This is a genomic window from Pseudomonas sp. C9D1 (genome assembly GCF_056491235.1).
This window is the reverse complement of sequence record NZ_JBSZIE010000002.1, coordinates 3824390-3846316: the sequence shown is the minus strand read 5'-3', so window position 1 is coordinate 3846316 and position 21927 is coordinate 3824390. Positions and strand designations below refer to the sequence as shown.

General features: G+C 67.7%; 20 protein-coding genes. 7 read left to right on the top strand and 13 right to left on the bottom strand.

The window, feature by feature from the left end; genetic code table 11:
- Positions 1–397: 397 nt before the first annotated feature.
- From ACXI0U_RS25620 to ACXI0U_RS25610, 3 genes are read right to left on the bottom strand one after another with little or no spacing between them, the layout of a single operon-like run.
- Entirely contained in the window at positions 398–1192 is a 795-nt protein-coding gene (locus ACXI0U_RS25620) for a thymidylate synthase (protein WP_184488374.1), read from the bottom strand.
- A complete protein-coding gene (lgt, locus tag ACXI0U_RS25615) occupies positions 1189–1989 on the bottom strand; it encodes a prolipoprotein diacylglyceryl transferase (protein WP_479551004.1) in 801 nt (266 codons plus the stop codon). The genes ACXI0U_RS25620 and lgt overlap by 4 nt, the downstream gene beginning before the upstream one ends.
- 9 nt (positions 1990–1998) lie before the next feature.
- Positions 1999–2781, bottom strand: a complete 783-nt coding sequence (locus ACXI0U_RS25610) for a sulfite exporter TauE/SafE family protein (RefSeq protein WP_021218308.1) — start codon at positions 2779–2781, stop codon at positions 1999–2001.
- Between the two features lie 118 nt (positions 2782–2899).
- Here ACXI0U_RS25610 and ACXI0U_RS25605 point away from each other — a divergent pair, with 118 nt between their 5' ends.
- Positions 2900–3646 (top strand): NRDE family protein, encoded by a 747-nt coding sequence (locus ACXI0U_RS25605; protein ID WP_271659673.1) that lies wholly within the window; start codon positions 2900–2902, stop codon positions 3644–3646.
- Between the two features lie 123 nt (positions 3647–3769).
- On the opposite strand, the gene ptsP is transcribed toward ACXI0U_RS25605, so the two are convergent.
- Positions 3770–6049, bottom strand: a complete 2280-nt coding sequence (gene ptsP / locus ACXI0U_RS25600; RefSeq protein ID WP_021218306.1) for a phosphoenolpyruvate--protein phosphotransferase — start codon at positions 6047–6049, stop codon at positions 3770–3772.
- Between the two features lie 22 nt (positions 6050–6071).
- Positions 6072–6551: an RNA pyrophosphohydrolase gene (locus ACXI0U_RS25595; protein WP_081672122.1), complete on the bottom strand. Its 480-nt coding sequence runs from the start codon at positions 6549–6551 to the stop codon at positions 6072–6074.
- Between the two features lie 144 nt (positions 6552–6695).
- On the opposite strand from ACXI0U_RS25595, the gene ACXI0U_RS25590 reads away from it, so the two are divergent.
- Complete coding sequence (locus ACXI0U_RS25590; protein ID WP_021218304.1) at positions 6696–7349, top strand: histidinol-phosphatase; 654 nt, start codon at positions 6696–6698, stop codon at positions 7347–7349.
- Positions 7350–7355: 6 nt separating this feature from the next.
- On the opposite strand, the gene ACXI0U_RS25585 is transcribed toward ACXI0U_RS25590, so the two are convergent.
- The 4 genes from ACXI0U_RS25585 to ilvA form a co-directional block, all read right to left on the bottom strand.
- A complete protein-coding gene (locus ACXI0U_RS25585; protein ID WP_021218303.1) occupies positions 7356–7829 on the bottom strand; it encodes a DUF2269 family protein in 474 nt (157 codons plus the stop codon).
- On the bottom strand, positions 7826–9085 hold the full coding sequence (locus ACXI0U_RS25580) for an SDR family oxidoreductase (RefSeq protein WP_479551003.1): 1260 nt from the start codon (positions 9083–9085) through the stop codon (positions 7826–7828). The genes ACXI0U_RS25585 and ACXI0U_RS25580 overlap by 4 nt, the downstream gene beginning before the upstream one ends.
- Before the next feature lie 2 nt (positions 9086–9087).
- A complete protein-coding gene (locus ACXI0U_RS25575) occupies positions 9088–9531 on the bottom strand; it encodes a DUF2269 family protein (protein ID WP_374979580.1) in 444 nt (147 codons plus the stop codon).
- A gap of 66 nt (positions 9532–9597) precedes the next feature.
- A complete protein-coding gene (gene ilvA, locus ACXI0U_RS25570) occupies positions 9598–11142 on the bottom strand; it encodes a threonine ammonia-lyase, biosynthetic (protein WP_265170521.1) in 1545 nt (514 codons plus the stop codon).
- 113 nt (positions 11143–11255) lie between these two features.
- Between ilvA and rpiA the strand changes: the two genes are divergently transcribed.
- Complete coding sequence (gene rpiA, locus ACXI0U_RS25565; protein ID WP_043245808.1) at positions 11256–11927, top strand: ribose-5-phosphate isomerase RpiA; 672 nt, start codon at positions 11256–11258, stop codon at positions 11925–11927.
- Between the two features lie 145 nt (positions 11928–12072).
- Positions 12073–13314 carry a tetratricopeptide repeat protein gene (locus tag ACXI0U_RS25560; protein ID WP_374979579.1) on the top strand — a complete coding sequence of 414 codons (1242 nt, stop codon included), beginning with the start codon at positions 12073–12075 and terminating at the stop codon, positions 13312–13314.
- Between the two features lie 52 nt (positions 13315–13366).
- Here ACXI0U_RS25560 and ACXI0U_RS25555 read toward each other — a convergent pair whose 3' ends face one another.
- Positions 13367–14290 (bottom strand): SdiA-regulated domain-containing protein, encoded by a 924-nt coding sequence (locus ACXI0U_RS25555; RefSeq protein WP_043245807.1) that lies wholly within the window; start codon positions 14288–14290, stop codon positions 13367–13369.
- Positions 14291–14450: 160 nt separating this feature from the next.
- On the opposite strand from ACXI0U_RS25555, the gene ACXI0U_RS25550 reads away from it, so the two are divergent.
- Positions 14451–15431, top strand: a complete 981-nt coding sequence (locus ACXI0U_RS25550) for an AraC family transcriptional regulator (protein ID WP_021218297.1) — start codon at positions 14451–14453, stop codon at positions 15429–15431.
- A 10-nt stretch (positions 15432–15441) separates the two neighbouring features.
- On the opposite strand, the gene ACXI0U_RS25545 is transcribed toward ACXI0U_RS25550, so the two are convergent.
- Together ACXI0U_RS25545 and ACXI0U_RS25540 are read right to left on the bottom strand one after the other, a co-directional pair.
- Entirely contained in the window at positions 15442–16818 is a 1377-nt protein-coding gene (locus tag ACXI0U_RS25545) for an FAD-binding oxidoreductase (protein WP_374979578.1), read from the bottom strand.
- 61 nt (positions 16819–16879) lie between these two features.
- Positions 16880–19261, bottom strand: coding sequence for a penicillin acylase family protein (locus ACXI0U_RS25540; RefSeq protein ID WP_374979577.1), 2382 nt, complete (start codon positions 19259–19261; stop codon positions 16880–16882).
- A gap of 111 nt (positions 19262–19372) precedes the next feature.
- Here ACXI0U_RS25540 and ACXI0U_RS25535 point away from each other — a divergent pair, with 111 nt between their 5' ends.
- Together ACXI0U_RS25535 and ACXI0U_RS25530 are read left to right on the top strand one after the other, a co-directional pair.
- Positions 19373–20446 carry an AraC family transcriptional regulator gene (locus ACXI0U_RS25535; protein ID WP_479551002.1) on the top strand — a complete coding sequence of 358 codons (1074 nt, stop codon included), beginning with the start codon at positions 19373–19375 and terminating at the stop codon, positions 20444–20446.
- Between the two features lie 29 nt (positions 20447–20475).
- The gene (locus ACXI0U_RS25530; protein WP_479551001.1) at positions 20476–21285 is read left to right on the top strand and encodes a substrate-binding periplasmic protein; all 810 of its coding nucleotides are present in this window, start codon (positions 20476–20478) and stop codon (positions 21283–21285) included.
- On the opposite strand, the gene ACXI0U_RS25525 is transcribed toward ACXI0U_RS25530, so the two are convergent.
- The gene (locus ACXI0U_RS25525; RefSeq protein WP_271659664.1) at positions 21258–21833 is read right to left on the bottom strand and encodes a DUF6436 domain-containing protein; all 576 of its coding nucleotides are present in this window, start codon (positions 21831–21833) and stop codon (positions 21258–21260) included. The genes ACXI0U_RS25530 and ACXI0U_RS25525 overlap by 28 nt on opposite strands.
- Positions 21834–21927 lie beyond the last annotated feature (94 nt).

Below are 21927 nucleotides of genomic sequence, written 5' to 3'. Positions count from 1 at the left end.
CATGGATGTCGCGAGAGCCGCGATGGGCCAGGGATGGCCCTTCGCGGCGTGCCCCTGGAACGATGATGGAGCGAGGGAAGTCTGGCTTCAGCCAGACCCGTATGGAGGGGCAAGCCCTTTTGGTTCCTTTTCTGGCGATTGAGAAAAGGGACTCGCCCGGGGGGGCGAAACCAGAAGCACCAGCAAAGCTCGGCAATCAGCTGGACTCCACTCTTCTAGCAACACTTAACGCAGACAGAGCCAATGAATTCGCCCCTCAAGAGCCACGCCCCCACGGTATCCATGCCCGGGCTTCAGCCCGGGGATCGGGGTAAATTCTTCGCGAATGAATTCGCCCCCACCCGGCGGGCGACCACAGGTAGGTGCCTGGGGCCGCGCCTGGGGGAGCCCGAGCGGGTCAGACCGCGACCGGCGCCTTGATGTGCGGGTGCGACTGGTAGCCCACCAGCTCGAAGTCCTCGAACTTGAAGGCCAGCAGGTCCTTCACTTCGGGGTTGAGCTTCATGGTCGGCAGGGGCAGCGGCTCGCGGCTGAGCTGCAGGTCGGTCTGCTCGATGTGGTTGGCGTAGAGGTGGCAGTCGCCGCCGGTCCAGACGAAGTCGCCGGGCTCCAGGCCGCAGACCTGCGCCACCATCAGCGTCAGCAGGGCGTAGCTGGCGATGTTGAAGGGCACGCCGAGGAAGATGTCCGCCGAACGCTGGTACAGCTGGCAGCTGAGCTTGCCGTCGGCCACGTAGAACTGGAACAGCGCGTGGCAGGGCGGCAGGGCCATCTGATCCACCAGGGCCGGGTTCCAGGCGGAGACGATCAGGCGGCGCGAGTCCGGGTTCTTGCGGATCATCTCGATCAGCTTGCCGATCTGGTCGATCGACTCGCCATTGGGCGCCGGCCAGCTGCGCCACTGGTAGCCGTAGACCGGGCCCAGGTCGCCGTTCTCGTCGGCCCATTCGTCCCAGATGGAGACGCCGTTTTCCTTCAGGTAACGGATGTTGGTGTCGCCCTGGAGGAACCACAGCAGCTCGTGAACGATGGACTTCAGGTGGCACTTCTTGGTGGTCACCAAGGGGAAGCCATCGGCCAGGTTGAAGCGCATCTGGTGGCCGAACACGCTGTAGGTGCCGGTGCCGGTGCGGTCGCTCTTGAAGGTGCCGGTCTCGCGCACCAGGCGCATCAGGTCGAGGTACTGTTTCACGAGGCGACTCCTTGGACGGGCTGGCGACGGTGGGCCCAGACGATCAGGCCGAGGCCGCCGAGGATCATCGGCACGCAGAGCACCTGGCCCATGGTCAGCCAGCCGAAGGCCAGGTAACCGAGCTGGGCATCCGGTACGCGGACGAACTCGACGATGAAGCGGAAGATGCCGTAGCACAGCGCGAACATGCCGGAGACGGCCATGGTCGGGCGCGGCTTGCGCGAGTAGAACCAGAGGATGGCGAACAGCGCCACGCCTTCGAGGGCGAACTGGTACAGCTGCGACGGGTGACGCGGCAGCGGGCCGCCATTGGGGAAGATCATCGCCCAGGGCACGTCGGTGACCTTGCCCCAGAGCTCGGAGTTGATGAAGTTGCCGATGCGCCCGGCGCCCAGGCCGATGGGCACCAGCGGGGCGATGAAGTCCATCAGCTGGAAGAAGCTCTTGCCGTTGCGCCGGCCGAACCACAGGGTCGCCAGCATCACGCCGATCAGGCCGCCGTGGAACGACATGCCGCCCTTCCACACCTCGAGGATCAGCAGCGGGTTGGCGAGGTAGGCCGACAGGTCATAGAACAGCACGTAGCCGAGGCGGCCACCGGCGATCACGCCCAGGGCGACCCAGAACACCAGGTCGGAGAGCTTCTCGCGGCTCCAGGTCGGGTCGAAGGCCTTGAGGCGGCGCGAGGCCAGCCACCAGGCACCGCCGATGCCGATCAGGTACATCAGGCCGTACCAGTGGATTTTCAGGGGTCCGAGGCTCAGGGCCACCGGATCGATCTGGGGATAAGCCAGCATCACGACTCCTTAGATCAGAAAACTCAGCCCGACCGAGAACAGCAGCAGGGCGAACAGGCGCTTGAGCAGACGCGGCGACAGGCGGTGAGCCAGGCGGGCGCCGAAGCGGGCGAAGAACATGCTGGTCAGCGCGATGCCGGCCAGCGCGGGCAGATAGACGAAACCGAAGCTCCACTGCGGCAGGTGCGGCTCGTTCCAGCCCAGCACCATGAACGACAGGGCGCTGGCCAGGGCGATGGGCAGCCCACAGGCGGAGGACGTGGCCACCGCCTGCTGCATGGGCACGCTGCGCCAGGTGAGGAAGGGCACGGTCAGCGAGCCGCCGCCGATGCCGAAGATCGCCGAGGCCCAGCCGATGAAGGCACCGGCGACGGTCAGCCCCGGCTTGCCGGGCACGTCGCGGCTGGCCTTGGGCTTGAGGTCCAGGGCCATCTGCAGGGAAACGAAAATGGCGAAGCAGCCGATGATCTTCTGCAGCATGGGCCCCTGGATCGCCTTGGCGGTCAGCGAACCCAGCGCCGCGCCGAGGAGGATGCCGAGGGTCATCCAGGCGAAGATGTGCCAACGCACCGCACCCTTGCGATGGTGCTCGCGTACGGCGTTGATCGAGGTGAAGATGATGGTCGCCAGGGAGGTACCGACGGCGAGGTGGGTCAGGATGCTGGGGTCGAATCCCTGGGCAGTGAAACTGAAAACCAGCACCGGCACGATGATCATGCCGCCACCGACGCCGAACAGACCGGCGAGCACGCCGGCGCAGGCGCCGAGTACCAGGTAGAGCAGGAATTCCATCGACACCCCCGAAAACAAAGCGGCATGTTAACGGAAGCCCGCCCGAGGCTCCAACGACTCGATGGCGAGCCGCCGAGCGGCTGCTAGACTCGCGACAACAAAAAGGAGACGACTCCAGATGTGCCTCATCGCATTCGCCTGGCAACCCGGACAGGAAGTCCCGCTGGTACTGGCTGCCAACCGTGACGAGTTCTACGCCCGCCCCACCCAACCCCTGGCCCACTGGCCAGACGCCCCCGGCCTCTACGCCGGCCGCGACCTCGAAGCCGGCGGCACCTGGCTGGGCCTCGGCCCCGACGGCCGCTTCGCCGCCCTGACCAATATCCGCGACCCGCGCCTGCCCCCGGTGGGGCGCTCCCGTGGCGAGCTGTGCGTGCAGTTCCTCAACGGCACGCTGGGCCCGGCCGAGTTCCTCGCCGACGCCCAGCGCCGCGCCGCCGACTACGCCGGCTTCAACCTGCTGGTGGGCGACAGCCGCGAGCTGTGCTTCCTCAACCCCCGCAGCGGCGGGCCGAGAACGCTGGCCGCCGGCATCTACGGGCTGTCCAACGCCGACCTCGACACGCCATGGCCAAAGGTCGAGCGGGCCAAGGCGGCCCTGGCGGAGTGCCTGCAAGGCGTCACCACCGACACCCTGCTCAACCTGATGCACGACCCCGAGGCGGCGCCGGACGCGATCCTTCCCGATACCGGCGTGGGCCTGAACACCGAGCGCATGCTGTCCCCGGTGTTCATCGCCACCCGCACCTACGGCACCCGCGCCAGCACGGCGCTGATCGTCCATGCCAACGGCCGCCGCGAACTGGTGGAGCGCAGCTACGGCCCCCACGGTGAGCAACTGGGGCAGGTGGAGATGGTGCTCTAGGGCAGACCCCTGCCGTGCGCCGGGGATGCCCACGGCACAGCAAGGCACCCGCGCGGGTTGATCGCGGGTGCTGCCATGGGAAGGAAAACGAGATGCAGCGTGGCCAAGCCCCGGAAGCGGGGCTCAGGCCTGGATGGTGGCGGCCGGGTTGATCACGCGGCCCAGGCCCAGGTTGCGCAGGGCCAGGTGCAGGGAGCTGTGGATAACCTGCGGGTTGTCGATGCCCATCAGCTGCTCCAGCAGCTCGCGCGCCTTGCTGATGCTGACCTGGCGCAGCAGCCACTTCACCTTGGGCAGGTTGGTGGCGTTCATCGACAGGCTGTCGAAGCCCATGGCCAGCAGCAGGACGGCAGCGGCGGGATCACCGGCCATCTCGCCGCAGATGCTCACCGGCTTGCCTTCGGTGTGGGCATCGTTGACCACCTTGACCAGCGCTTGCAGCACCGCGGGGTGCAGGTAGTCGTAGAGGTCGGCGACGCGCGGGTTGTTGCGGTCCACCGCCAGCAGGTATTGGGTCAGGTCGTTGGAGCCCACCGAGAGGAAGTCCACCTGGCGCGCCAGCTCGCGGGTCTGGTACACGGCCGCGGGGATCTCGATCATCACGCCCACCGGGGGCATGGGAATGTCGACGCCCTCGTCACGCACCTCGCCCCAGGCGCGGTGGATCAGGTGCAGGGATTCTTCCAGCTCCTGCACGCCGGAAATCATCGGCAGGAGGATGCGCAGGTTGTTCAGGCCTTCGCTGGCCTTGAGCATGGCGCGCACCTGCACCAGGAAGATTTCCGGGTGGTCGAGGGTGACGCGGATGCCGCGCCAGCCGAGGAAGGGGTTGCTTTCCTTGATCGGGAAATACGACAGCGCCTTGTCGCCACCGATGTCCAGGGTGCGCATGGTCACCGGCAGCGGATGGAAGGCGGCGAGCTGCTCGCGGTAGATGGCGAGCTGCTCCTTTTCGCTGGGGAAGCGCTCGTTGATCATGAACGGCACTTCGGTGCGATACAGGCCGACGCCTTCAGCGCCGCGCTCCTGGGCACGGGTCACGTCGGCCAGCAGGCCGGTGTTGACCCACAGCGGCATGCGGTGGCCGTCCAGGGTTTCGCAGGGCAGGCTGCGCAGGGCGTCGAGCCCCTTGACCAGCTGGCGCTCCTCCTCGACCACTTCGCTGTACTGCTTACGCAGCTCGGCGGAGGGGTTGGTGAAGACTTCACCGTGGTAGCCGTCGACGATCAGCTCGATGCCGTCGACCTTCGAGTACGGCAGGTCGACCACGCCCATGACCGTGGGCACACCCATGGCGCGAGCGAGGATGGCGACGTGGGAGTTGCCGGAGCCGAGTACCGAAATCAGGCCCACCAGCTTGCCTTCGGGCACTTCGCCGAGCATGGCCGGGGACAGTTCTTCACTGACCAGGATGGTGTTGTCCTGGTACACCAGGTTCTGCTTGCGCTCTTCCTGCAAGTAGGCGAGCAGGCGGCGGCCGAGGTCCTTGACGTCGGAGGCGCGCTCGCGCAGGTAGGCGTCGTCCATCAGTTCGAAGCGCTTGACGTGCTCCATCACCACCTGGCGCAAGGCACCCTGGGCCCACTGGCCGGAGCGGATGACCTTCTTCACTTCCAGGCCGATGGAGGCATCGTCGAGCATCATCAGGTAGACGTCGAACAGCGCCCGCTCCTCGGGGCGCAGCTGGCTGGCCAGCTTGCTCGACAGGCGGCGCATGTCTTCGCGCACCGCTTCCAGGGCCTGCTTGAAGCGCTCGACCTCGGCCTCGATGTCATCGACGGCGCGGTCGGGCACCACTTCCAGGTCGGCCGGCGGCAGCACCACCACGGCGGTGCCCACGGCAGCGCCCGGCGCACCGGGCACGCCGACGAACTTGGCTTCCTGGATACCCTTGCCCTGGCGGCCCAGGCCACGGATCGAACCGGTGGCCTCGGCATGGGCGATGACGCCCGCGAGCTGGGCGCTCATGGTCACGAGGAAGGCTTCCTCGCCCTCGTCGAACTGGCGGCGCTCCTTCTGCTGCACCACCAGAACGCCCATCACCCGGCGGTGGTGGATGATCGGTGCGCCGAGGAAGGAGGCGTAGCGTTCCTCGCCGGTTTCGGCGAAATAGCGATAGCGGGGGTGGTCGGCGGCGTGTTCCAGGTTGAGCGGCTCCTCGCGGGTGCCGACCAGGCCGACCAGGCCCTCGTTGGGGGCCATGCTGACCTTGCCGATGGAGCGTTTGTTCAGGCCCTCGGTGGCCATCAGCACGAACCGGTTGGACTCGGGGTCCAGCAGGTAGACGGAGCAGACCTGGCTGCCCATGGCTTCCTTGACCCGCAGCACGATGATCGCCAACGCCGCCTTCAGATCCTTGGCGGCGTTCACTTCCTGGACGATCTTGCGCAGCGTATTGAGCATGGCCTTGTAGCCTTTCTCCGGGTCAGTCTTGCGCCAGCAGGCGCGGGGCTAATTCCTTGAGGGCACGGCGGTAGACTTCTCGCTTGAAGGTCACGACCTGTCCCAGCGGGTACCAGTAGCTGACCCAGCGCCAGCCGTCGAACTCAGGCTTGCCGGTCAGGTCCATGCGAACCCGGTTCTCGTCCGATTGCAGGCGCAGCAGGAACCACTTCTGCTTCTGCCCGATGCACAGGGGTTGGCTATGGGTCCGCACCAGACGCTGCGGCAGACGATAGCGCAACCAGCCCCGGGTGCATGCAAGTATTTTCACATCCCGTTCCTCGAGCCCGACCTCTTCGTTCAGCTCGCGGTACAGCGCCTCTTCCGGCGTCTCACGGGGGTTGATGCCCCCCTGGGGGAACTGCCAGGCGTCCTGATTGATACGCCGAGCCCACAGCACCTGCCCGACCTCATTGGCGAGAATGATGCCGACATTGGGGCGAAAACCATCGGGATCGATCACGGCGAACAACCTCGCATACGCATGTTCCGGCATTGTTCCATAAAGCCTGTAAACGCGGCAATGCGGGCTTTTAGCGCAATGGGCAGGCCGGGGAAAAGTGGTTATTCTGGCCGCCCTCCGTAGTTTCGATTCAAGGTAAAAGACGTGCGCCTGGCCCTTTTCGATCTCGACAACACCCTCCTCGGCGGCGACAGCGATCACGCCTGGGGCGACTACCTGTGCGAACGCGGCATTCTCGACGGCGATGCCTACAAGAGCCGCAACGACGAGTTCTACCAGGATTACCTCGCCGGCCGCCTGAACATCACCGACTACCTGAACTTCAGCCTGGAAATCCTCGGCCGCACCGAGATGGCCCAGCTGGAGCAGTGGCACCGCGAGTTCATGCGTGATTGCGTCGAGCCGATCATCCTGGCCAAGGGCGAGGCCCTGCTGGCCGAGCATCGCGCCGCGGGCGACAAGCTGGTGATCATCACCGCCACCAACCGCTTCGTCACCGGCCCCATCGCCGCGCGCCTGGGGGTCGAGACCCTGCTGGCCACCGAATGCGAGATGGAGAACGGCCGCTACACCGGGCGCACCACCGACGTGCCCTGCTTCCGCGACGGCAAGGTCACCCGCCTGGAGCGCTGGCTCGCCGAAACCGGCCTGAGCCTGGAAGGCGCCAGCTTCTACAGTGATTCGCTCAACGACCTGCCGCTGCTGGAGCGGGTGACCCGCCCGGTGGCGGTCGACCCCGACCCCAAGCTGCGCGCCGAGGCCGAGCGTCGCGGCTGGCCGGTGATCTCCCTGCGCTGAGCCGCCTCAGAGCGAGAGCGGCTTGGCCACCATCAGGAAGAAGATGCCGACGAAGGCGATGAAGGCCGGCCAGCCCAGGATGAACCAGACCTTCATATAAAGGTGCGCCCTGGCCGGCAGTTCCCCGCCGTCGGCCAGCGCATCGCGCGCCATGTCGCGCACGCGGATCTGCAGCCACACCACCGGCAACCAGCAGAGCCCGGCGAACACGTACAGGCCCACGCTCCACAGCAACCACACCTGGTTCAAGGGCCAGCCCGCCAGCTTGGCCAGGGCCAGGCCGCTGAACGGCTGGAACACCGCCGTGGTGGCGATGAACAGCCAGTCGGCGGTGACCAGGTGGCGGAAGGTCACGGCGATCACCTCCAGCCGCTGGCTGCGCCAGGCGCGCAGGGCGTAGTAGGCCGAGCCCAGCCCGGTGCCGAACAGCAGGGTGGAGGACATGATGTGCAGGGTCTTCAGCAGCAGGTACAGGCTCATCCGGTTTTCCGTTGCGAGGGCTCCAGCCACAGCACCCAGAGGGTGGCGACCATGAGCACGAGGTTCTTGCCGACCGCAGCATAAGGGTCGGCCCAGTAGTGCGGAAGCAGCAGGCTGATCAGCAGCGTATAGGCCAGCATCAGGCCCAGCTGCGCGAGCAGCGCGTGGCGCCGCCAACGCCGCAGCAGCAGGCCGATGCCCAGCAGCGCATCCAACAAGGCACCGCCCACCACCGCCAACGTGGCCAGCAGGCCGGAAACACCCATCTCCGCCATGATCCGCAGCCCCCAGTCGAACCCGGGGCCGAGGCAGACCAGCGCGGTGCCCAGCCAGATCAGCACCAGGGCCGCCAGCATCAGGGGATGCAGCCAGCCGTTCACCGCCCGGGCCTTCTGCGGCCAGGTGGAATCCAGGCGCTGGCCTAGCGCTGCCGGGCGATGGCCACTGAACTGTTCCAACGGTGCGGCATCGCCCAGGTTGTCCTGCCGCGCCAGGGCCGGCAGTTGCGGGTCCAGCAGGTGCAGGCGAGTGGCGATACCCGCCAGCATGGGCGGCAGTCGACGGTAACGCGCGGGGCTCCAGCCCATGTGGGCGCGCAGGCGGTCAAGCAGCTCGCCCTGGGTCAGCGCTTCGGGGCCGACCAGCTCCAGCACCCCGGGCTGTTCGGGCCAGTGCCGCAGCACGGCCGACACCGCGCCGACCAGGTCATCCACATGCAGCGGCATGCTCCGCGCCCGGGTATCCAGCAGGGGCGCCAGGGGCAATGCGGCGAGGCGCTCCAGCCAGGCGCTGCTGGCGCCACCCTCGCCCAGCACCAGGGACGGCCGCAGCACCACGGCGGGAATGCCCAGGGCCAGCAGGTGTGCATCCGCCCGCGCCTTGCTGGCGAGGAAGGGCAACCCGCCCGCCTCACCCGCGCCCAGGGCGGACACCTGCAACACCGCCGCGCCGTGGCGGGCGGCAAGGTCGAACAGGGCGCAGGCGCCATCGGCCTGCACACGGGTTTGCCGCGCCAGGTCGCTGTCCAGCACGCCGGCGGCGTTGATCACCAGGTCGATGCCATCGGGCCAGGGGAAGAGCTCGGGCTTTTCAGCCAGGCACTCCAGGTCCAGCGGCTGCCAGGCGACGCCGGGCAACTGCGGCCCAGTGCCCGAGCGGGAGGTGGCGACCAGGCTGTGGCCGCCGGCAGACAGGGCGCGCAGAAGGTGACGACCGATAAAGCCGCTGGCACCGACCAGCAGGATGCGCCTGGCCAAGCTCAGGCCGGCTTGGCCAGGGTCAGCACGAGGATGATCAGCAGCAACAGGAAGCCGACCGCGCCGTAACCCAGGCTGAAGCCGAGGAAGCGGCTGCGCGGGTCGGCGCTGGGCGCATCCCCGGCATGCAGCACCAGCAGGCGCCGGGTGAAGGCCAGCCAGGCGATGCCGGCCAGCAGGTAAAGGATGGCGCTGCCCAGCACCCAGGTCAGGCCGAAGGGGATTTCCGCCAGGGCCAGCAGCCACCAGCCGGTGATCGGCAGGGCCACGCCCAGGGCCAGCAGCGCCGGCACGCCGAACAGCACGGACTGGCGCAGGCTCGGTGCCCAGCCACGCAGGCCGCCGTGCCAGGCACGCAGCACGAACCACAGCAGGCCGCCGGCGACGACGAACAGGAGGAAGGTCAGCAAGCCGTGAAGTATCTGCAGCATCAGGTAGTCATCCATTCCTTTTCACTCCATCCGGGCGACGAGCAGAGTGTAGATGGCCGCCATCGCGGGCGGCCGCCGCCGTCAACCGAGGAACAGCCGATAGGCCGGGTTGTCGCTCTCGTCCCAATAGGGGTAGCCGATCTCTTCCAGCGCCGCGGGGATCAGGTGGCGCTCGTCCGCCGGCACCTGCAGCCCGGCCACCACGCGACCGTCGGCGGCGCCGTGATTGCGGTAGTGGAACAGGGTGATGTTCCAGCGCCCGCCCAGCTTGTTGAGGAAGTTGAACAGCGCGCCGGGGCGCTCGGGGAATTCGAAGCGGAAGACCGACTCGTCCTCCACCCGCGCCGCGTGGCCGCCGACCATGTGGCGGATGTGCAGCTTGGCCAGTTCGTTGTCGGTCAGGTCCAGCACCGGGAAGCCCTGGTCGCGCAGGCTCTGCACCAGCACCTCGCGCGGATCGTTCTCCGGGTGGGTCTGCACGCCGACGAAGATGTGCGCCTCGGCATCGGTGTTGTAGCGGTAGTTGAATTCGGTGATCTGGCGCTTGCCGATGGCCTCGCAGAAGGCCTTGAAGCTACCCGGGCGCTCGGGAATGGTCACGGCGATGATCGCCTCGCGCTTCTCGCCCAGTTCGGCACGCTCGGCCACATGGCGCAGGCGGTCGAAGTTGATGTTGGCGCCGGAGTCGATGGCCACCAGGGTCTGCCCGCTGCTGCCTTCGCGCTCCACGTACTTCTTGATCCCGGCCACGGCCAGGGCGCCGGCGGGTTCGGTGATGGAGCGGGTGTCGTCGTAGATGTCCTTGATCGCCGCGCAGATCTCGTCGGTGCTGACGGTGATCACCTCGTCCACGTGCTCGCGGCAGATGTCGAAGGTGTGCTGGCCGATCTGCGCCACGGCCACGCCGTCGGCGAACAGCCCCACCTGGCCCAGCACCACGCGCTCGCCAGCGGCCATGGCGGCCTGCAGGCAATTGGAGTCGTCCGGCTCGACGCCGATCACCTTCACCTCGGGGCGCAGGTACTTCACGTAGGCGGCGATGCCGGCGATCAGGCCGCCGCCGCCCACCGGCACGAAGATGGCGTCCAGGCGGCCCGGGTGCTGACGGAGGATCTCCATCGCCACGGTGCCCTGCCCGGCGATCACGTGCGGGTCGTCGTAGGGGTGGATGTAGACGAAGCCCTTCTCGTCCACAAGCTTCAGCGAATAGGCCAGCGCCTCGGGGAAGGCGTCGCCGTGCAGCACCACCTTGCCGCCCCGGGCGCGCACGCCCTGGACCTTGAGCTCGGGGGTAGTGCGCGGCATCACAATGGTCGCCTTGATGCCCAGCTCGCGGGCCGCCAGGGCCAGGCCCTGGGCGTGGTTGCCGGCCGAGGCGGTGACCACGCCGCGCGCCAGTTCCTCGGCGCTGAGCTGCGCCAGCTTGTTGTAGGCGCCGCGAATCTTGAAGGAGAACACCGGCTGCAGGTCCTCGCGCTTGAGCAGCACCTGGTTGCCGAGGCGTTCGGACAGGCGCAGCGCGGGTTGCAAGGGGGTTTCCACCGCCACGTCATAAACGCGCGAGGTGAGGGTCTTCTTCACGTAGTCTTCGAGCATCACGGCTTCACTGGCGGGGCTTGCGGGGATGGGCGAGTCTACCCCAGGGCTTCGTCGCCCGACCACAGAGAATGCGGGGTTTTGCCGCGCTGAACGGCTATAATCCGCGCCCTCGCATTTCCTTTCATACGTGGACCACCAGCATGACCCAGGACCAGCTCAAGCAGGCAGTCGCCCAGGCCGCAGTCGACCATATCCTCCCGCTGCTCGACAGCAAGAGCGTCGTCGGCGTCGGCACCGGCTCGACCGCCAACTTCTTCATCGACGCCCTGGCTCAGCACAAGATGGCCTTCGACGGCGCGGTCGCCAGCTCCGAAGCCACCGCCCAGCGCCTCAAGGGCCACGGCATTCCGGTCTATGACCTGAACGCGGTGGACGCCCTGGAGTTCTACGTCGACGGCGCCGACGAGAGCGACGCGCACCTGAACCTGATCAAGGGCGGCGGCGCTGCCCTGACCCGCGAGAAGATCGTCGCCGCCGTGGCACGCACCTTCATCTGCATCGCCGACGGCAGCAAGCTGGTGCCGGTGCTCGGCGCCTTCCCGCTGCCGGTGGAAGTCATCCCCATGGCCCGCAGCCACGTGGCGCGCCAGCTGGTGAAGCTGGGCGGCGACCCGGTCTACCGCGAAGGCGTGGTCACCGATAACGGCAACATCATCCTCGATGTGTACAACCTCTCGATCACCGACCCGGTGACCCTGGAGGCGCAGATCAACGCCATCGTCGGCGTGGTCACCAACGGCCTGTTCGCCGCCCGCCCCGCCGACCTGCTGCTGCTCGGCACCGCGGAAGGCGTGAAGACGCTGAAGGCGTAAGAAACCGAGCCCGGCATGCAAGGTGCCGGGCTCCTGTCCTGCGACAACCCACCGCTCCCCGACACCTAAGCATCAAAATGCCATCAGGCATTCGCCTCTGATAGGCTCTGCGCCGCGAAATACCCTCCCCCCATCAAGGAATGCCATGAAGAAGGAAGCCTTCATCACGCTGTCGCTGTGCCTGCTGCTCAGTGGCTGCTTCGAAACCCCCGTCGAGAAGACCGACAAGGCCATCGGCCTGTACCGCCCCGAGACCACCGCACCGCAGCAGATGCAGGAAGCCCACGAGCTGCTGGAAAGCGCCGCCGAGGACAAGGAGCCCCGCGCCCAGTACATGCTGGCCAAGATGTACGAACGCGGCGACGGCGTCGCACAGGACTTCAACAAGGCCTTCGAGCTCTACACCCAGTCGTCCCTCAACGGCAACGGTGATGCCTCCTACATGCTGAGCCGTTACCTGGAAGACGAGCAGTTCGGCCAGAAGGCCGATCTGCAGCAGTCGAAGGGCTTCCTGGAGAAAGGCGCCGCCCAAGGCTCCTACACCGCCAAGCTGCTGCTGGGCCTGGCCCTGCTCAACGGCAATGCCCCCTTCCAGCAGGACCTCGACAAGGCGGAGAGCCTGCTGCAGGAAGTCGCCGAGAAAGCCACCGTCGAAGGCCATCGCCTGCATGCCCAGCAGGGCCTTGCCACCCTGTATGGCGATGCCACCCTGGGCAAGCTCGACCAGGAAAAGGTCGTGAAGGCCTACGAATACCTGGCGCAGCACGGCCCTTCCGGCTACCCGTCGGTGCTGATGGGGCTGTTCGACGGCCACATCCCCACACTGGAGGATCCGGCCCGGCGCAAGGCGGTCTACGAGCAATACGGCCAGAGCAACGCCCAGGTGAAGATGCTTTATCTCGCCGGGGCCTTTGGCGAGGGTGAGGGTGCGCTCATCAGCGAGGCGGACTACCGCAAGCTGCTCGCTGACGCGTCCGCCAAGGGCGATCGCCTGGCATCGAGCCTGGGTTGCCGCATCTTCGCGCCGGGCCTGAAGCGCAGGAATGGTGGCGGGGACCCCGCACAGGCCGCGCAGGTACTGGCCTGGTGCGAAGCCGAAGCCCGGACAGGCGCCCCCTTCGGCCAGAGCAATACCGCCGCCCTCTACCTGCTCAAGGGCGAGCACAAGCAGGCGTTCATCTGGGCATCCATCGCCTTGGCAGAAGGCAACCGGGAGGGCGCGGCGATAGCCGTCCTGCTCGCCACTGCCGGATTCAAACCCACCCAGGCAGAAGTGAACGACCTGGTGCTGGAAGCGAAGGCACTGCATACGGACATCAAGGCCGCCCAGGCCAACTACCGCGACAAAACCCTCAGCCTGCCCCTGGTCGAGCGTCCCTGGTATTGATCCCGGGCCACGGGGCGCGTCGTTTGCGAAGCGCCTCGTGGAACATCGAGCGTCACTCCCCCGCCGGCTTGCTGAACCTGTAGAACAGGTTCGGCTCGCTGACCAAATACAGATTCCCCTCGTTATCCATCGCCACGCCCTCGGCCTGGGGCACGCTGCGTTTCAGGCCGTGCATGCCGCGCAGCAGCGACAGGCTACTGATGGGCTTGCCGTCGGCGTTGATCTCCAGCACCAAGCGTGACTCGTCGGACAGCGCCAGCAGGTGGCCGCTGCGGTCATCGTATTGCAGGCTGGAGAGGTCGCGGACGAAGAGCCCGGCATCACGCTCGGGGTCGTCCACCACGTGCACCGCGAAGGGCTTGTCCGGGTTGCTGTGGGGGAAGCCGTGGATCTCGTAGATGCGCACCGGGTCGCGCTCCTTGGCCACGAACAGGCGCTGGCCGGCAGGGTCGTAGGCCAGGCCCTCGAAACCCTTGTTGCCGTTCAGACCGATGCCCAGGGACAGTTGCTGCGATTCGCTGGCGTCCAGCTGTTGGGTGTCCTCTTCCAGGCGCACCTTGACCAGGCGTTGCAGGCGCTCGTCGGTGATGACGTAGACGCCCTTGCTGACGTACTCGATGGCTTCCGGGTCGCCGAAGCCCTGCAGGTCGATGCGCCGGACTATATGGCCGTCCAGGGACATTTCGATGATCTGCGGGCGCTGGTTGGTGACCGTCAGCAGGCTGTGGCGGTCCGGGTCATAGGTGAGGGCCGAGACATCGTCGTCCAGCCCCTCGATGGGCTGCGCCTCGAGGGTCACCCGGTAGTCCGGCAGCCAGATCGAACGTTCGCGCCATTCCGAGGCGTGGCGCCATTCTTGCACTATGAACCAGCCACGCTCGAACAGGCGGAACTCCTGTGCGGCGATGCCGAGCACCAGCAGCACACAGAACAACAGGCCGGAAACCAGCCAACGGGGAGTCAGGAAGGATCGCATCGGGTCAAACTCTGGGATTCAGGGGCGCGCCGAGAATACAAGAGTGCGCCATTCTGATGCCTGAATCGAAACTTAATGCACAGGCCCATGCATTCTCCCGGCACCCCACCGTTACCAAAGGGGACGAACCATGGCGGCGCCATTGCTACCCGAACGGGTCATGACCACCCTACACACCATCGCCCTGGCGGTGGAGAGCCTGGCCGAGGAAGTGCCGCGCCCGCGCCTACTCGACGGCAGCGGCGTGGCCTGCAGCGACCTCGACACCCCGGACAAGCTCATCAGCCACGCCCAGGAGCTGCGGGTGTTCGCCAACGCCCTGAGCTGCACCCGCGACCCGGCGCTGGGCCTGTCCCTGGGCCTGCGCATGCACGTCTCGGCCTACGGCATCCTCGGCTACACCATGCTCGCCAGCCGCACCCTGCGCGATGCACTGAACATCGCCCTGGCCAACGCCTCGCTGCTGGGCAGCTACTTCACCCTGACCCTGGAAGAGGACGGCGCCGAGGCCCGCCTGGTCGCCACCGGCTACCGCTACGCGCCGGAGCTGATGGTGTTCAACAGCGAGCTGTGCCTGACCTCGCTGCTCACCGTGATCCAGGACCTGCTCGGCGAAGCCGTGCGCCCGCGCCGGGTACGCCTGCCCTACCGGCCGCCCCTGCACGCGGCGGCCTACACGGAGAAGCTGGGCTGTCCGGTGGATTTCGGCGATTCGCGCACGGCCCTCTGCTTCAACGCCGCACTGCTCGACCGCCCCCTGCCCCTGGCCGACCCGGTGACCTGCCACCACGGCCTGCAGCAGTGCCAGAAGCTCGATGCCCAGCTGACCAGCCGCCACGACGTGCTCGACCAGATCCGCGAGCACCTGGCCGGGCACCTGAGCGAGGCCAGCAACCTGGATCGCGTGGCCCGCAGCCTGCACCGCTCCGAGCGCACCCTGCGCCGCCACCTGCAGCGCCTCAACACCAGCTACCAGCGCCTGCTGGACGAGGTGCGCTACGACAAGGCGCGCCAGTTGCTGCTGCAGACCGACCTGCCCATCTACCTGATCGCCGAGCAGCTCGGCTACGCCGAGACCGCCAGCTTCCGCCACGCCTTCCAGCGCTGGAGCGGCCAGCCGCCGAGCCAGTACCGGCGCTGAACCGAGCGCTTCAGCGGTAGTAGGCGTCCCACAGCTTGTTGCGGAACTTGCCGGTCGGGTCCACCCGCTGCTTGAGGGCGAAATACTCCGGCGCCCGCGGGTAGGCGGCGAGGAACTGCTCGCGGGTGGCGTGGATCTGGTACGGCAGGTAGTAGGTGCCGTCGCTGGCCAGGGCCGCGTCGATCAGCTCCCGCGTCCAGGTGCCCACCGCCGCGCGCGCCTCCTCCGAGGTGCCCTGGCGGTAATAGAGCACCAGGGCGAAGGTGTCCCCCCGGGACCAGGCCAGCAGCGTGCCCGGGTCCGCCTTGGCATGGCGGATGGAGATGTTCGCCACCTTCACCCCGTGCTTCTGCAGCACGTCGCGCATCCGGGCGATGAACACCTCCAGCTGAGCCTCGGGCACGAAGTATTCCTGCAGCACATAGCTGTAGTCGGCCCCGGAGATGGGTTGCAGCTCGCGCACATCGAGGCTGGCCTCGTGGTTGCGCCACTGCACCTGCTCGCCCCGGAAGTTCAGCGGGTCAAGCACCGCCTCGCGCAAGACGGCGCCGCTCTTGCTGGAGGCCGCACCGAGCGCGGCGCGCATGACCTTGTAGTTGCGCCCGGCATCCACCAGCCGCTCTTCCACCGTGAGCGGCGCATCGGTGCGCAGGTAGGAAACGGCACGCACCGTCCTGTAGTCGTCGGTGTAGAGGATGCCGTTGTGCATGACCATGTCCGGGTTGCCCCGCACCTGCTCGGCGAAGAAGCGCCGGTATTGCTCCACCGGCATCACCTCGGTCTTGCGCGCCAGGCGGGTGTTCTCGGTCAGCGCCAGGGTCGCCTCGGCGATCACGCCGATACCGCCATAGCCGCCAATGGCGCCGTAGAAAAGTTCACTGTTCTGCGTGGGGCTGGCCTCCACCGTACTGCCGTCGGCCAGCACCAGCAGGATGGACTTCACTGCCAGCACCAGCGGCCCCTGGCCGACATAGCGGCCATGGGCATTCACGCTCAGGGAGCCGCCCACGGTGAAGTTGGCGTAGGACTGCATGATCTGCGGCGACAGGCCGTGGGGGTCGATGTACTCGAGCACCTGCCGCCAGGTGATGCCCGCCTGCACGCGAAGGGTCTTCTGCTGGGGATCGAAGGCGAGCACCCGGTTGAAGCTGCGCATGTCCAGTTGCAGCGCACGTTCGGTGGCGGTCTGCCCGCCCATGCTGAAGCGCCCGCCGCCAATGGCGATGGGGCCATCGTGCTCACGCACGGCGCGGCTGATCTCGTCCAGGGTGGTGGGCGCCAGCACCCGCTCCACCTCGATGGGGTTGAGGCCGGTGACGTCGTTGACGGTTTCGCCGGCCAGGGCGGGCCCCGCCGCCAGCAACAGGAGCAGCAACAGTCTGTACATGGGAAATCCTTCTCCGTGGTTCGCTTGCACCGTGCCGGCCCGGGGGCCGGCACGGTTTGCATCAGGGCCTGGGCACCAGCTTCAGCGTGCCCTGGGTGTTGGCTTTCACATCCTCTTCGCTCATGTGCATGGGCACGTACTCGCCCTCGACGTAGCGCTTGGCCTGGTCGTCGTAGTGGCGGTCGAAGACCACACCGCTCTGCCCCACCGGGTTGATGCCGATGCCGTGGGCCGGGTCGGCCATGTCGATCAGGCGACGGGTGGAGGGGCCATAGGCCACTTCCCAGGGTGCCGGGCCGACGCGGTTGGACAGGTTGTTGGGCACCTCGTGGCCACCGGGGGCGGCGAAGGGGCCGACGTTGAACAGCTTGTCCAGGGGCTTCTGCATGCCCAGCGGGTGCCCGTGGGTGAGCGTGTGGGCGCGGCCCCAGGCCCATTTGGCGCTGTCGTCGCCGAGGGTCTTCTTCAGGTGGGCGAGGCTCGCCTGCCAGGCAGCCTTGACGGTGTCGGCGCGGGTTTCGCGGGCATCGGTGCTGCGGTCGTCCCACCAGGGCGAGTCGGCGTCGGCGGCCAGGCGCGGCAGGGCCACGTCGAGCACGCGGGTGGACAGCAGGCTGTCGAAGAAGGCATCGCCCAGCTCGTCATGGAAGGCGCTGCGGGCCAGCTCGTAGACCAGTTGTTCGGCGACGGTGGCGGCGGTGGAATCCAGCGGGTGGTCGCCCTGCCAGGCGGCGAGCTGGTCCACCAGGGCACGCTCGGCATCGTCCGCCGCCGCGGCCCGCAGGTCGTCCAGCAGCGGGGCGAGCAGGCGCGGGCCGTAGCCGGTGGCGGTTTCCAGCTGCAGCGCACGGCTGTTGTCCTGGTCCCACTTCACGTCCTTCTGCGCCAGCAACTGGTCCAGGCGCTGGCCGCGGTCCGGCAGGTTGTAGTAGCCGGGGATGGCCACGCCTGTGGGCGACAGCGGCTGGAAGTTGGCCGAGACGATGTAGCCGCGCTCCGGGTTCTCCTCCTGGGGGTTGGCGCTGAAGGGCAGGTAGCCGGGCTTGTCCGCCTCGGCGCTGCTGCCGTCGAGGATGAAGGCGGGGTTAACCCCGTCCGGGCGCTGCGGCAGCTTGGCCGAGGCCCACCAGCCGATGTCGCCGGCGGCGTTGGCCCAGACCACGTTGAGGCCGGGGGCGTGGATCTTCTCGGCAGCGCTGCGGGCCTTGTCCAGGGTGTCGGCGCGGTTCAGCTGGTAGAAGGCGTCGAGGATAGGGTTCTCGGTTTCGAGGAAGGCCCACCACATGGCGATGGGCGTCTTGCCGGGGGTGGCACCGAGGGCGTCGTTGACGATGGGGCCATGGGGCGAACGGCGCAGGGTCAGCTTCACCGGCTCGGCGTCCTTGACCTGGATGGTCTCCTCGCGGCTCTGCATGTCCGCCCACTGGCCCTGGTACCAGACCTGGTTGGGGTTGTCCGGGTTGACCTTCTCGGCGACCAGGTCGAGGTCGTCGTTCTGGAACATGGTCAGGCTCCAGGCGAACTGCCCGTTGTGCCCCAGGGACGCGGTGGGGTTGAGCGCCTGGTAGTGACCGTAGAGCTCGAAGCCGGGGTAGGAGGCCTGGGCCTCGTACCACACCGCCGGCACGGCGAAGCGGATGTGCGGGTCGCCGGCCAGCAGGGGCTTGCCGCTGGCGGTGCGGCTGCCGGACACGGCCCAGGCGTTGCTGCCCTCGAACTGCGGCAGGCCGGCTTCCACCAGGGCCTGGTGGCTGAGGCGGGCGAGGCCGTTGAGGGCCTGCCAGTCGCTGGCGGCGAGCTTCTGCCCGACCACGCCCTCGGGGTGCCAGTCGAGGTCGAAGACCTTGAGGTAATCGGCGCCCAGCTCGTCACGCACATAGGTCAGCACCGGCTCGGTGCGGAAGGCAGCGGCAAAGCTGTAGGCCATGTAGCCGGCGACCGAGAGGGTGTCTTCCACCGTGAAGGGGCGCTTGGGGATGCCCAGCAGGTCGAACTCCACCGGCGCCGGGCGGCTGTCCTGGTACTGGTTGATGCCATCCAGGTAGGCGGCCAGCGCCTTGGCGGAGGGGCTGTCCATGTCCATCTTCTTCGCATAGACGGCGGCGTGCTGGCGCAGCTCCAGGGTGCGGAACATGCGGTCGGTATCCACCAGGCGGGCGCCCAGCACCTCGGCCAGCTCGCCACGGGCCAGGCGGCGCAGCATTTCCATCTGGAACAGGCGGTCCTGGGCATGTACGAAGCCCAGGGCGCGGTACATGTCGGCCTCGTTGGCGGCCTGGATGTGGGGCACGCCACGCTCGTCATAGCGGACGCTGACCGGGGCCTGCAGGTGGGCGATGGCCAGTTCGCCGTCGCGCAGGGGTTTCTTGCTCTGGGCGTACCAGGCGCCACCGGCGGCCACGGCGGCAACCACCACGGCAAGGACAGTCAGGGTGCGTTTCATGAAGGGATTCTCCTTGTTCTAGTGCCTGGCATTTTCCTCAGCGCCATGGAACTCGGCATTGACCAAATACCGCAGAGCTGAAAGTCTTCGGTCAATTCAGAGAAACTCCCGATGCCCACGCCCGACGCCGACTCCGCCACCGCGCTGCCCCTGACCCATTCCCCCACCCTGCGCCGCCTGCTCTACGAGGCGCTGGGCGATCTCGGGCTGGACCCTGCCGATATCTACCGCCGCGTATTCCAGCACCGCCGGCATCTGTTCATGCCCGCCGACGGGCGCCTCAAGCACGACGATGCACCGCTGTTCTGGGAGGCCGCCGAGGCCATCACCGGCGACCGCGACATCGGCCTACACCTGGGCGAGCAGATGAAACCGCGCATGCTCGACGTGGTGGGCTACCTGCTGCTGGCCAGCCGCGACCTGCGCGAGGCGCTGGACAGCTTCGTGCGCTTCCAGCACATCCTCTCCGGCGGTTTCGTCGCCCAGCTGGACGTGCGGGGCGAGCAGGCGCGCCTGGTGATCGACCTCAACTACACCGGCGTCGCGCCGCTGCGCCAGCAGATGGAGTGCCTGGCGCTGCTGTTCATCAAGCTGATGAAGTCGATCACCGACGACGAGTTCAAGGTCGACGCCCTGGAGTTCCGCCACGCCCAGCCGCGCCGGCTGGTGGAGCACCGCCGCCTGTTCGGGCTGCAACCCACCTTCGGCTGCCCGCACGATGCCCTGCTGTTCCCCAGCAGCCTGTTGCGACGCCCCTCGCGCACCGCCAACCCGCAGATGCATGCGCTGCTCTGGCAGCACGCCGAGGCGCAGCTGGGCGAGCTGGCGGAAAACCAGCTGCTCAACCGCCTGCACTACCTGCTGGGCGTGCGCCTGGGCCAGGCGGACTGCTCCCTGGCCGCCTGCGCGGCGGAGCTGGGGCTGGCCCCCGGCGCCCTGCAGCGGGCCCTGGCCGAACAGGGCAGCAGCCTGCGCAAGGCGCGCGATGCGGTGCGCCAGTCCCGCTCGCTGGAACTCCTGGCCGGGGGCATGCCGATCCGCGAGGTGGCACGGGCCTGCGGCTTCGCGGAGCTGTCGCCCTTCTACCGGGCCTTCCGCCGCTGGCACGAGATGACGCCGGAAGCCTATCGGCAGCGGCTGCAGGGCACGACCGGCACCGGAACCCGTGCGATTCGCCACGGCTGATCTAGCCTTGGGGAGGGCCTGGAGGTGCGATGAACAGAATCATTGCGGGGTGCCTGCTGGCAGGATGCTGCGGGGTGGAAGCGGCGGAGCCCGTGAAGATCTGTCTCGGCGATGGCAACGAGTGGCCGCCCTATACCTACTGGGAGCGCCATGACGGCAAAATCGACCACACCCGCCTCAGCGGCTCGGCGACCACCCTGGTGCTGACGGCGCTGCAACGCCTCGACCTTCCCTATGAGCTGCACTACCTGCCCTGGGCGCGGGTGCAGCAGGAGCTGGCCGACTTCGCCCGCTCCGGTCACTGCGAGGTGACCTGGGACGCCAGCTACACCGAGGAGCGCGCAACCTTCGCCCACTACAGCGAGCCGCTCTACCGCACGCGCCTCGGCCTGTTCTATTCCACCCAGCGCTTCGCCGAGGCACCGGCGGTCACCGACGCCACCAGCCTGGCCAACTACCGGGTGTGCGGGGTCATCGGCTACAACTACGCGCCCTACGGCATCACCCAGGACGTCCTGCGGGTGAAAAGCGTGCAACAGAACCTGGGGTTGCTGCAGCTGCAACGCTGCGACTTCTTCCCCAGCGAGATCGAACCGCTCTACGGCGGGCTGTCCCTGGGGGCCTACCAGGGCGACGAAACGCTGCGCCATCTCGAGCTGCCGGCGAGCAAGGCCTTCTACCTGCTGGTGAGCAAGGGTTCGCCACGGGGGGCGTCGTTGAGCCAGGCGCTCGACCGGGAGTTGCAGACCCTGCGTGACAGCGGCGAGGCCGAGGCCATCTTCCGCCGCTTCCAACCGTCCGCGCTAAGTGCTCAGCCCGCCGGCGCCCAGTCGCAGTAGCAACCCACCGCCAGGGTGTGGGTGGCGTCCACCGGGCGGCCATCCTGCAGCGCCTCGAGGATGGGTTCGATGAAGCTGTTGGCCGAGTTGCACACCGCCCCTTCGCTGTAGGGGCCGAAGTAGGCCAGGCGGCCTTCGCGGTCCCAGATGCCGACGGCGGGCGTGGCCGGGATGGCCGCGGCACCGGGCAGCTCGGCGAGCAGGGTCATGCGTTGCAGGTTCTGCGGCAGCTGGCCCTTGCTCCCCGGTTTCTGCACGGCATAGAAGGCCACGCCCCGGTCGGCGAAGCGCTCGATCAGCTCGCCCAGGTGCTGCTGGTTGCCGACGTTGCAGGGGCAGGCGGGGTCGAAGAAATGCACCAGGCGGATCGGCCCCGGCCCGGCCAGTTCAGCGGGCAATTGCAGGCCATCGCCGGAGAACAGCGTGGTGCGCTCGCTGAACGGGCGGACGAAGCGCGCGTCGTACCAGCGGTAGGCGGCGACCATGGCGATGATCCAGGCGATGACGAGCAGGCTGGCGAACAGGGTTCTACGGGAAGGCGAGCGCATGGGGAGAGACCTTTTGCAGGACGCGTAGCTTGCCACGGCGCGCCCCGCAGCTGAATATCGGCAACCTTTATCGCCGGCCGCCCGGCCCCCCGGC

Coding starts and splice junctions, on each gene's coding strand:
- ACXI0U_RS25585 (WP_021218303.1), bottom strand. CDS start 7,829: ATGAGCCTGTACCTGCTGCTGAAGACCCTGCACATCATGTCCTCCACC.
- ACXI0U_RS25530 (WP_479551001.1), top strand. CDS start 20,476: ATGAACAGAATCATTGCGGGGTGCCTGCTGGCAGGATGCTGCGGGGTG.
- ptsP (WP_021218306.1), bottom strand. CDS start 6,049: ATGCTCAATACGCTGCGCAAGATCGTCCAGGAAGTGAACGCCGCCAAG.
- ACXI0U_RS25575 (WP_374979580.1), bottom strand. CDS start 9,531: ATGGATGACTACCTGATGCTGCAGATACTTCACGGCTTGCTGACCTTC.
- ACXI0U_RS25525 (WP_271659664.1), bottom strand. CDS start 21,833: ATGCGCTCGCCTTCCCGTAGAACCCTGTTCGCCAGCCTGCTCGTCATC.
- rpiA (WP_043245808.1), top strand. CDS start 11,256: ATGACCCAGGACCAGCTCAAGCAGGCAGTCGCCCAGGCCGCAGTCGAC.
- ACXI0U_RS25545 (WP_374979578.1), bottom strand. CDS start 16,818: ATGTACAGACTGTTGCTGCTCCTGTTGCTGGCGGCGGGGCCCGCCCTG.
- ACXI0U_RS25550 (WP_021218297.1), top strand. CDS start 14,451: ATGACCACCCTACACACCATCGCCCTGGCGGTGGAGAGCCTGGCCGAG.
- ACXI0U_RS25560 (WP_374979579.1), top strand. CDS start 12,073: ATGAAGAAGGAAGCCTTCATCACGCTGTCGCTGTGCCTGCTGCTCAGT.
- lgt (WP_479551004.1), bottom strand. CDS start 1,989: ATGCTGGCTTATCCCCAGATCGATCCGGTGGCCCTGAGCCTCGGACCC.
- ACXI0U_RS25605 (WP_271659673.1), top strand. CDS start 2,900: ATGTGCCTCATCGCATTCGCCTGGCAACCCGGACAGGAAGTCCCGCTG.
- ACXI0U_RS25610 (WP_021218308.1), bottom strand. CDS start 2,781: ATGGAATTCCTGCTCTACCTGGTACTCGGCGCCTGCGCCGGCGTGCTC.
- ACXI0U_RS25535 (WP_479551002.1), top strand. CDS start 19,373: ATGCCCACGCCCGACGCCGACTCCGCCACCGCGCTGCCCCTGACCCAT.
- ACXI0U_RS25555 (WP_043245807.1), bottom strand. CDS start 14,290: ATGCGATCCTTCCTGACTCCCCGTTGGCTGGTTTCCGGCCTGTTGTTC.
- ACXI0U_RS25540 (WP_374979577.1), bottom strand. CDS start 19,261: ATGAAACGCACCCTGACTGTCCTTGCCGTGGTGGTTGCCGCCGTGGCC.